This is a genomic window from Bernardetia sp. (assembly GCF_020630935.1).
Classification (GTDB): domain Bacteria; phylum Bacteroidota; class Bacteroidia; order Cytophagales; family Bernardetiaceae; genus Bernardetia.
The window spans coordinates 25,370-35,971 of the sequence record NZ_JAHDIG010000052.1 but is presented as its reverse complement, the minus strand read 5'-3'; the positions used below and the strand labels follow the sequence as shown (position 1 = coordinate 35,971).

The window sequence follows — 10,602 nt, the reverse complement described above, 5'->3', positions numbered from 1 at the left end:
TTTATTGTAAAAATACTGCTCTGTGTGTCACAGAGCAGGGGTAAAGTTGTCTTACTGTTACATTAAATGTAAATTATTTGTGTCCGACTACTTAGGATAATGTAATGATAGTTTCAAAAAAATTATCGTTGGTATTTCTACTATTAAAAAACCAACGATACTCATAGGCTGATAAAAGGTAATAGAAATTACAAGTTCAACCATTCTTCAGCTTCTTGTCTTTCAGAAAAGTATCTTACATTGAAAGCAGCACTATTTTCTTCATCAAAAATTTGCTCTACACTAAGGGCAGCTATTACATCTTCACTCACAATAAAGGCGACTTTTTTAAGACAACCTTGCTCATTTTGTAATTTGTGGATATTTTCATCTGTCCATTTTTGAATCTCTGGATGGATGGTAAATAAAAAGTCTTTGGTATTAACAAGCTCTTTTTTTGGTTTGTGTTGGAGAAATAATTCACGAAACCCTAACATTTCGTCTTTGAATTCCTCTTCTGTCATTTCTTCACTAGTAGGAAACCAAGTTGCCTCTAACATAGAGTTTTCTGGATGAAGAGTAACTTCTATAAATTTGCTTTTGTACATAAACTGAAAAATTAAAGTGGATTGGTAGTATCTAAATTTAAACTTTTTTGTGCAGAAAAAAAAGGTATTTTTTTAAATTATGCTTATTAATCCGTTATTATTTTACTACCTACTTATTTTCAATATTTCTCTGTACAGCAAGGTTCAAACTATCTAAATCCAAACAGCAAAGATTACCAAGCGTTTTATAATCAAACATTTTATGAGGTTTGGTATAAATACAGCCATTGTCTAGTGGAATGACGGAAGCATTAGAGGAAATACTTTGTCGAATGTTTGAAAGTGGTGTAGGCGTGTGTCCGTGTATGATTTTTTTGCCCTGTAAAAGCTCTTTTTTTACTTCAAAACGACGAATGTAGAGCATCGCTTGAAAATCTTGAAATGGATTTTCTTTCCGAAAATCAAACCCTGCGTGAACTAGATGATAGTCTTCTAGCTCATAGTAGTAAGGCAATGATTCTAAAAAACGCTGGTAACGTGGTTTTATATTCATCTGCTCATCTACAATATTTTGATTTTTATTGATTCTTAGAAAACGCTTAAACGTACGTTCGTTGTACCTTTCCTTTGCTTCCAAAAGGTTGTATTCATGATTTCCCATAAGTGGAAAAACTTGAAAGCCACTTTCTTTCAAATACAAAATATAGTCTAGTACTCCTATGCTATCCAAACCTTTATCTATGTAATCTCCCAATAGAAATAAATGGTCGTCTTTAGTTAATTGTACTTTGTCTTCTACTAAGGTTTTGAAGGTCTTGCTACAACCGTGAATATCGCCTATTGCAAATCTTTTACCCTTTGGTTTTTCTTGAATTTTGATGTGTTTAATCTGCATTTTAGCATTTTTACTAAGTTCATTCTAATACATATACCAACTTCCATCGTGATAATAGCGATACAAAATAGGATTATGAATAGCATTTATTTCTAGCTCTTTTTCACCTTCATCTCCTTTTTTCCACTTTTTACCAAAAGATGTAATTTGCAACATCGCTTCATTATTTATCCATTTGGTTTCTATATTTTTAAATTCAAAACTTCGAAATACTTCTTTTAAGGCTTCACTTTCTAAAGTTTTATTACCAACAATCCAGCCCCATTCTCCCATTGTCAAGACTTGGTTGTGCATTGGTAGCGTTTGAAAACCTGCTGCTTGCATTGTTTTATCTATACAATCAAAGGCTTTTGCTGCGTAATAAGGGCTACCTGCTTGCGTAATCATTATTCCGTTTGGACGCAAATGTTGATAACAAAGTTGATAAAATTCTAAGGTATAAAGCGTATTTACCTCTATCGTTTTTGGGTCTGGAAAATCGACAATCATCACATCATAAAATACCATACTGTCAGCCAAAAATGTAAAAGCATCTACGTTACGGACTTTCACTCGCTCATTGTTAAGTGAGTTTTTATTAACTTTTGTAAGAACTAGATTTTCTTTTCCTAGCTTGGTCATAGAAGGGTCTAAATCTACAAGAGTAATCGTGTTTATATTGTCATACTTTAAAACTTCTCTAGCAGCACAGCCATCTCCTCCTCCCAAAATTAAGACATCAATTTTCCCTTCTTTTTTGCTTTGACTTCCTGCTTGAGTAGCAAACTGCATGACTGGATGAACAAGTGGTTCGTGATAAAGCCATTCATCGAAAGTGCTAAACTGCAAATGTGAGTTGAGATAGAGCCAATAATCATCTTTATACTGTGTCATCACTATTTTTTGATAACGACTTTCCTCTTCATAGACAATCTTATCTGTATAACGCTTTTGCTCTCCATAACGCACAATAGGCTTTGCACTTACCAATCCAAAAATAATTATTCCTAGTGTCAGAAGACTGATTCCTTTTAAATTTCGTTGCCATTTACCTTTAAAAAATGGCATCAATGTAAAAAGCACCAAAATCCCTACGGAAAAATTAATCAGCCCTAAAATGAAAGGAGTATAAGTTAGCCCAATATCAGGGCGACCAATAAATACGAAAAACATTCCTCCCACCAAAGAGCCATAGTAGTCTTTCTCCATTACAGAAGAAATATTGAAGCGCAACTCTTCATAGTTTTCATTGATACGAGTAACCAAAGGCACTTCAAAACCAATCAAGAGTCCAATCAGAATACTCAATGTATAAATTACAACTCCAATCCATTCGCTAACCGAAGCAACGCCATAAATTATTAGAGAACAAAAAGAAACTAGAATGGACAAAGCCAACTCACAACCAATAAAAAGCTCAATCAAATACCTCTTAAAAAACTGGCTAAAACGGCTTCCCAAGCCCATTGAAAAGAGCATTACTGAAACAATAAGCGTAAACTGTTTTACAGAATCGCCTAAAAAATAGGTAGCTAAAGTACATAAAACATACTCTGCTACAATTCCAGAGAGTCCAGTAGCAAAAAGAGCTACTTTGAGCGTACGAGAAGGTGTCCAAAAAGATTTAGAAGAAGAATTAGGAGAGTTAGGTATATTGTTATCCATTAGTGCATTTCAAAACTTATGTAGTATTATTAAAATCATTCAAAGTTCCGAAAAATAATCTACTTTCTAAAAACACTAAGAAATAGCAAATGTGCTAGTCTAAGAACTAGAAAAATTAAAATATAGTATTGAAAAAATTCAAAAATTATTCTTTTATGGCTTCTAAAGTTAATATATTTGTAATAGAAGAACTTTTGATAGTTTAACTTCTCATTTATTTACATTAATTACAAAATCATAAATAATGCAATACACAAATATCAAAGCCTTATGTTTGATGGGTTTGTTGATGTTCTCTACGAACATATTTATAAATACAGCAAAATCACAAACATTATCTTTTCATAAGTCTAAATATCATTTACCTAAAGGTATCACTACTGATGATATAGAAGCAGGAAGAGTTTGGTTTACGCTCAAACCAGAATACAAAAATGCTTTTGAAAATAGTAATGTACTTTCCAACCTCATTAGCCAATATTCTAGAACACCTCTTGAACAACCTTTTCCTCAAACACCACAGAGAAACTTCTTTAAAAAAACAGGAAAAGATAAAAATATATCAGGCGTAGATTTATCTTTAATCTATAAAGTCAATTTGCAAGAAAATATAACTATTTTCCAAATGATTGATGAGCTTATGGCTACAGGAATGGTAGAAATTGCTGAACCTATACCAGCAAATAAAATGTATTATACACCAAATGATACAGAAATTGCACAGCAAAATTACCTTGCAAATATTAAAGCATTTCAAGCATGGGATATTACCAAAGGAGATTCTACTGTGTTAGTGGGAATTGTAGATTCTGGTTTTGATTTTGACCATCCAGATTTAAAAGACAAAGTATATTACAACCAAAACGACCCTATTGATGGTATTGATAATGACAATGATGGATATATAGATAATCACTATGGCTGGGACTTTGTAGGAGAAACTGTTCCAGATGATTTTCAACTCATACAAGATAATAATCCTCAATTACCTTCAGCAGGAATAGATCATGGTATTTCAGTGGCAGGTTGTGCTGCAGCTTCAACAGACAACGAGCTAGGTGTTGCTGGTACAGGGTTTAATGTCAAACTTGTAAATACAAAACACTCTCCAGATGATACACCACAAAGTTTGAGCATCTACAATGGTTATGCTGGAATAATGTATATGGCAGAAACAGGTGTCAAGATTATCAACTGTTCGTGGGGCGGGTCATTTCCAAGTCAAATTGGAAGAGAAATCGTAAGAAAAGCAGTAGAAGACTTTGAGTGTTTAATTATTGTTGCAGCAGGAAATGATGGACAAAATTTAGCACAATTTCCAGCAAGCTATCCAGATGTAATTTCGGTAGCTTCTAGTGATGTAAGAAACAATGCATCTAGTTTTACTAATTATGATTATAGTGTAGATATTATAGCACCTGGTTCTGATATATTCACAACTTCTCACAATAAAGCAACAAGTGGACAATATGGAAGCACTTCGGGAACATCATTTGCTGCTCCTATTGTAGCTGGTGCGGCAGCTCTTACTTGGTCGCACCGTCCAGATCTTACACCTATACAAATAGGCGAACTCCTTCGTATTACAGCTGACCCTATTGATGGTAATTTACCAGAGCAATATGATGGTAAAGTAGGACACGGACGCTTGAATATGTTACGTGCATTACAAGAGTTACCAGTAGCTGTGCGTATGAAAAACTTTGAGTTTGTTCCTGTTAGTGGAGAGGGAATCCCTTATGCTGGTGATGAAGTATTCTTCAATGCTGAGTTTTTTAGTTATTTAGCTCCTAGTGAAGCTGATTTTAAAATTAAAGTTGAGACAATTGATAATAGCTTATCTCTAACCAGTGGAGATGTGATTTATGAAGGTGTTATTAACACTGACCAAAGCGTTAGCACTGAGAATCAAATTAGATTGATGGTAAATCCAAGTTTGGCAAACTTTGGTCTAGTTACACTACGAATTACTTATACTCAAGATGGTTATGAAGCAGAAGAGTTTGCTTCTGTGGCAGTCAATCCTACCTACCTTACAGTAAATCAAAATAATATCAAAACTTCATTAGATAGTCGTGGCACTATTGGAAGACATGAACAGGTAACAGCAGGTGAAGGTTTTGTGTATAATGGTGTACAAACACTTTATGAGTTAGGTTTGATGTTTACCTCTAGTGGCAATAAAATATCTAACACTGTACGTGGAGTCAATGAAACTTATGATAATGATTTTAGAATACTAAATCCTATAACAGCTTTTCCTCCTACTGATAATGAGCCTACAAAATATCTATGGCAAACAAAATTTGATGATGATGGAGCAGGAAGCTCAAGGTCATCTGTTGCTGTTACACAAACGATGCAAGTTTGGGAAGAAAACGGAGCAGAAGATTTTGTAGTAGTAGAATATGTATTTGAAAATTTAAGCAATCAGAATATTACAGGTTTTTATGCAGGGCTATATGGAGACTGGGATATTGGAGATGAATCAGGCAACAACCAAGCAGAATGGAAAAACAGCCTAAATACAGCTATTATATCTTCTAAAGTCAATGGCGTACCAAGAGTTGGAGTTGGTGTAATAGATTTATTTGCTGATAGAGCCAAATATTCACTCATTTCTAATGACCCAGCCTTTGCTGGCACTCCTTATGGCGTGTACGATGGCTTTACAGATACTGAAAAAATTGCTGCACTTAGAGGACACTCAAACACAAGTATTGGTCTGACAACAGGAACGGATATAAGTGCAACAGTTTCGGCAGGTTCTTATACAATTCCAGTAGGAGAAAAGATTGTAGTGGCATTTATTTTGGCAGCAGGAAACAACGAAGCTGATATTGCAGCAGCAGTTGATAAAGCAAACGAACTCTATACACCATCTATCGAAATTATAGAGCAACCAACAGGTATTGAGTATGAAAATGAGTTAGTAAGAGCTATTCGTGTATTTCCTAACCCTGCATCTAATGAAGTAAATATTGATGTAAGTGCATTAGATGTGAGTCGCTCACAACCTATTGAACTAACAGTATTAAATATTTTGGGACAGCAAATCAAGAAAGCTACAATTACACAAGGTCAGAATACTCTTAAAATAGATAGTCTTCCAGCAGGACAGTATATTTTAAGGTTCAATAATGGAACAACTATCGGTACAAAAACACTAATTATTAAGTAATTAGCTTGTTTTGACAAACAAAAAACAAAGACACCTTATTCAATTTCAATTTTGAATAAGGTGTCTTTTTATAAAAAAGACAAAACAAAATCCGATAATTGACGTTCTTATAAGCGAATCATTTTTTTATTATTCAAATTTTTTAAACTTTATTTTTATGAAAACAATAGCAAAATTTTTCTTCGCCCTTCTTCTAGTTACAATTATTAGTATTCCTTCTTTCGCTCAATCTACTGTCTCTTTGGGAGTAAAAGGAGGAGCAAATATTGCAACCTTTAGAGGAGAAGATGTAAAAGATTACGATAATCGTACTGCCTTCAACTTTGGTCTCTTATTAAACTATAGTGTGGCAGAAAAAGTAGGTCTTTCATTAGAAGCTGATTATGCTTCAATGGGGGCAAAATACGACGGCAGTATTTTGGGTATAGAAACAGGAGAATACACTACAAAATTAGACTATTTACGTACGTCATTATTATTCAACTATTATATGGGTACAAGTGAAATGGATGTTCGTCCTGAACTTTTTGTAGGTCCTTATGTAGGTTTCTTGATGGGTGCTGATAATAAATATGAAGATAACGACTATAATGATGTAAAAGACGCTTACAACGCTACTGACTTTGGTGCAGTGTTTGGTGCAGGACTACATTTGAGAGTAGGAGAAAAAATGTGGTTAGTACCTGATGTACGTTACAACTTAGGTCTTGTAGATATTTTTGATAACGATAATTTTGAAGGAAGAAATGGTGTCTTGTCTGTAAATTTAGGACTTACATTTCCTCTGAACTAGAATACTTTATATCTCAAAAAAAATAATAAAAATGCTTCAAGGTGATGATACTTTGAAGTGTTTTTTTTATGTCGTGCATTGAGGCAGTGAAAAAGATAGCATTACCAAGAGAAACCCTAACACAACCCAAAAAATATTTTTCTTAAGGAATACAGTCTGTTGTAGTTCTTCCGTCTCTCGTAATGCCTGTTGGTACTCATCACTTTGCATAGCTTTCTGTATCATATCTTTAAAATCACTACTTTGAATTATCTCTTCAACTATTTTATCCAACATCTCTTTTTGATAAACAAGATAATTTTCTAACTCACCTTCTTCATAAAGACCTCTTAGTTTTATAAACTCATAGTTTTCTTCTGAATTTTCTGATAAAATTTTCTCTATTTTCTGACGCTCAATAAAGGAGAGCTTACCTTTTATAAAATCAGAAAGCTTCTCTTCTGAAATTAATTCTTCTTCCTCATCGTCAAAATCTATTTCTTCTTCTTCACTTTTCAAATATTCTTGTAATAACCCCTCTTTATGTAAAGCACGAAGCTGAATGAACATATATTTTTTTTTCCTATCGGAAAGTAAACTCTTCTCTACTTTGTCAGTTTCTTCTTCACTTAATTTTCCTTCTACAAACTGTATAAGCACATCATCATTTAGTAAGAGCATTTTTATAATTTTTAAAGCAAAAAATAAGGGATAATAAAAAACTATTAACGCAAACTAAAATTAGAAAGTTATTGAATAGTTTTGAACCTTTAGATGAGCTAAATAAAAGAAAAAATGAACTATTTATCATAGCTCATTTTAATTAAATTGATATACAAAATTTTCATTACTCAATATCCAAAATTTTCATCTCAACACGTCTATTCTGAGCAGAATTAAACTTTACTAAAGGTTTTGTACCTCCATAAGCCTTTTTTTCAATTCTTGAAGGGTCAATTCCTCTATCTACCAAATACTTATACACAGTTTCTACACGCTGACGAGACAAATCCATTTGTTGTTTAGCGATACGTGCATAACTCGGATGCGAAGGGTGTGGGTCTTTGTCGGTATGTCCAGAAATCTCAATTCGCACCTTTGGGTTTTCTTTCATAAAATTGACAAGTGTTTGTACGCCTTCTGCATTATTGAGCGAATAACTTTTGATATTAAACTCAATATTTTCTAAGCTAATAGCTTCTCCCTTCTTAACTTCTTTTTTATTGAAAATAATTTTAGGAACTTCTATTTTGCCTATTTCAATAGGTTTGGTTTCAATTTTAGTATCAAGAGTTATCTCTGGCTTTTCATCTTGTAAATCTACTTCTGCCAAAACAGGTTCTGTCTCTGCTATTATTTCTGCTTCTTTTGGCACTTCTATTTTTTTAAACTGCATTTTGAAAAGTCCTTCTTTTGAAGTTCCTAGCCAAATATCGCCATTTATATCATACGCTAATGCTGTAACTGCACTTACCACCAATCCAGAATCTTGGTCATAAAAAATAGGCTCTGCTTCCTTAGAAAATTTGATTACACCTTCATTTCCTGCTATCCAAACACTTTCGTTTGGCGTAACCACCACATCATTAAATCTAAAGCTACTAGAGCGTGTTACTCGCTTTGACATCTGAAACATTTCTTGATTACAAACTAAAAACTGCTTTCCTTTCCTATTAAGTGCTGTTACACAAAGATTTCCGTCTGGTTTTAAGTCAATATGCAAAACATTGTCATAACCATAACCACTGTTGGTTACATCAAAAGCATCTCTAAATTTCCCATTTTTAATATTGAACATTCCTGCACTTGAACCTACCCAAACCACATCATCATTATCTACCGTAACAGCATTTATTTTATCGCTAGGAATATTGGGTTCATACTCTTGATTGTAAAGCGTTTTTTTGTTGTTGGCTGCAATATGCCACAGTCCTCCTTCTGCTGTAGCTATCCACTTTCCCCCTTTCGAATCTACATCAATCGCATTGATATAAAAACTTTTATTGCTAAATGTCGGAATTTCGGTATGCCAAATATATTCGCCATACGCATCTAAATTGACAACACTGACTACATCATTTGAAAATGTACCCAACCAAATTGTACCTTTATCATCGAAGCGAATAGAACTTACTTTGTCTATCAAAGAATCGTATTTTCCTGCTCTATTAAACGTTCTGACAGTAGAATCAGCATAAAAAGCCACCAAACCATTTTCAGTAGCCACCCATTTTGTATCATTTTGGTCGATAGCAATAGAATTGATTTGTCCTTCTGGAAAACCTGTTCTGCCCTTGCTTATGTTTTTAAATTCTACTTTTTCTACCACTTCTGCCGTCTCTGTATCTTGCCCAAAAGCAAGCATAGAAATCAAGAAAAAAAATAAAGTGAGAAATAAACTTTGTTGTTTCATATAATTAGTGAGTTATGAGATTTTTATTTGAAATAGAATATCCAATATTCATTCCTTTTATTTCAAGAACCATTTATCAATCCTTACTTCTCTCTCTAACTCTCCATGATTCAACAAATATTCTACAAACTGATGGGCAAAATATGGAATCATTGATGAACCTTTTGCACCAAAGCCATTGAAAATATGAATTTGCTTCAAAGTATTGTGTGTTCCAATAAGTGGCTTGCGTGTACGTGTAGCTGGACGTATTCCTACCTCCTGCTTTTTGATTTGATAATCCAAACTTAAAACAGACTTTAGCTTTGTCTCAATTTGTTGTTTTGCCTTTTCTGTCGGTTTTAGTGTCAAATCTTTATGGTCGTAGTTTGAGCCTGTACGGAATAATGTAGTAGAAGTTTTACCAACTTTGTCTTTCAAATAATTTTCTTTATTTTGAAATGGAACAAGCCAACAACCTTTATTTAGAATAATTTGATTGAGCTTTTCAACGAGTTCTTGATTAGAGTTTTCTAGCTCTATATGCAGAATTTCACCTTTTGCTGGAGCAAGAGGTAATTTTTCAAAAAATGGATTCACTTTGTCGGCAGCCCCTCTACAAAAAATAATATGCCTAGCTTCAATATCTTTATAGCTTATCTTATTATTTTCTGTATTTAGTTTATCAAAGTCAAATAGTTCTTCTTGGTAGGCATTTTTATCTATCAGATAATTTTTAATAGTTTCTAAAAAAATATCTGTTCGTAGATATCCACCATTTTTTATGAGCAACCCACCAAAATCATCGTTTACACTTTGTCCTAAAAAACGATGTTTAGGATAGATTACTTCTTCATTGACTTTGTCTTCATGAGCCGACCAATCTTGCTGTTGTTCTAGGTTTTGAAAAGGACGATAGACAGGAATATTGAAAAAAAACTTTTGATTAAACTTCTGTTCCAATTTGGGATAAAAATGATTGAGAAATGAAAATAGTTCTTTCGATTTCCACGTTCGAACAAGATTTCTACCTGTAATCGGATTACAAATTCCTGCTGCTACTTTTGAGCAATGTTGAAGGCTAGGCTGGTCTAAAACCAATACTTTTTTTTCTTTTTCCAAAAGTGTATGAGCCAAAATAGAACCTGCCAAGCCTTGCCCAATGATAAGATAATCTACTTTTTCATTCAT

Annotated in this window: 8 protein-coding genes; 2 read left to right on the top strand and 6 right to left on the bottom strand. The window is 33.5% G+C overall.

The window, feature by feature from the left end:
- Window positions 1-188: 188 nt before the first annotated feature.
- The 3 genes from QZ659_RS14360 to QZ659_RS14350 all read right to left on the bottom strand — a co-directional run bounded on the left by QZ659_RS14360 (window position 189) and on the right by QZ659_RS14350 (window position 3,066).
- Entirely contained in the window at window positions 189-587 is a 399-nt protein-coding gene (locus tag QZ659_RS14360; RefSeq protein ID WP_291726577.1) for an STAS/SEC14 domain-containing protein, read from the bottom strand.
- A 109-nt stretch (window positions 588-696) separates the two neighbouring features.
- Window positions 697-1,422 carry a metallophosphoesterase family protein gene (locus QZ659_RS14355; protein ID WP_291726575.1) on the bottom strand — a complete coding sequence of 242 codons (726 nt, stop codon included), beginning with the start codon at window positions 1,420-1,422 and terminating at the stop codon, window positions 697-699.
- A 24-nt stretch (window positions 1,423-1,446) separates the two neighbouring features.
- Window positions 1,447-3,066 carry a polyamine aminopropyltransferase gene (locus tag QZ659_RS14350; RefSeq protein WP_291726574.1) on the bottom strand — a complete coding sequence of 540 codons (1,620 nt, stop codon included), beginning with the start codon at window positions 3,064-3,066 and terminating at the stop codon, window positions 1,447-1,449.
- A 244-nt stretch (window positions 3,067-3,310) separates the two neighbouring features.
- Between QZ659_RS14350 and QZ659_RS14345 the strand changes: the two genes are divergently transcribed.
- Together QZ659_RS14345 and QZ659_RS14340 are read left to right on the top strand one after the other, a co-directional pair.
- Window positions 3,311-6,247 carry a S8/S53 family peptidase gene (locus QZ659_RS14345; protein WP_291726572.1) on the top strand — a complete coding sequence of 979 codons (2,937 nt, stop codon included), beginning with the start codon at window positions 3,311-3,313 and terminating at the stop codon, window positions 6,245-6,247.
- A 157-nt stretch (window positions 6,248-6,404) separates the two neighbouring features.
- A complete protein-coding gene (locus QZ659_RS14340; protein ID WP_291726570.1) occupies window positions 6,405-7,040 on the top strand; it encodes a porin family protein in 636 nt (211 codons plus the stop codon).
- A gap of 66 nt (window positions 7,041-7,106) precedes the next feature.
- On the opposite strand, the gene QZ659_RS14335 is transcribed toward QZ659_RS14340, so the two are convergent.
- The 3 genes from QZ659_RS14335 to QZ659_RS14325 form a co-directional block, all read right to left on the bottom strand.
- Window positions 7,107-7,700: a hypothetical protein gene (locus tag QZ659_RS14335; RefSeq protein ID WP_291726569.1), complete on the bottom strand. Its 594-nt coding sequence runs from the start codon at window positions 7,698-7,700 to the stop codon at window positions 7,107-7,109.
- A 166-nt stretch (window positions 7,701-7,866) separates the two neighbouring features.
- Complete coding sequence (locus QZ659_RS14330) at window positions 7,867-9,432, bottom strand: OmpA family protein (protein WP_291726568.1); 1,566 nt, start codon at window positions 9,430-9,432, stop codon at window positions 7,867-7,869.
- A 57-nt stretch (window positions 9,433-9,489) separates the two neighbouring features.
- Window positions 9,490-10,602, bottom strand: a complete 1,113-nt coding sequence (locus QZ659_RS14325; RefSeq protein WP_291726567.1) for an NAD(P)/FAD-dependent oxidoreductase — start codon at window positions 10,600-10,602, stop codon at window positions 9,490-9,492.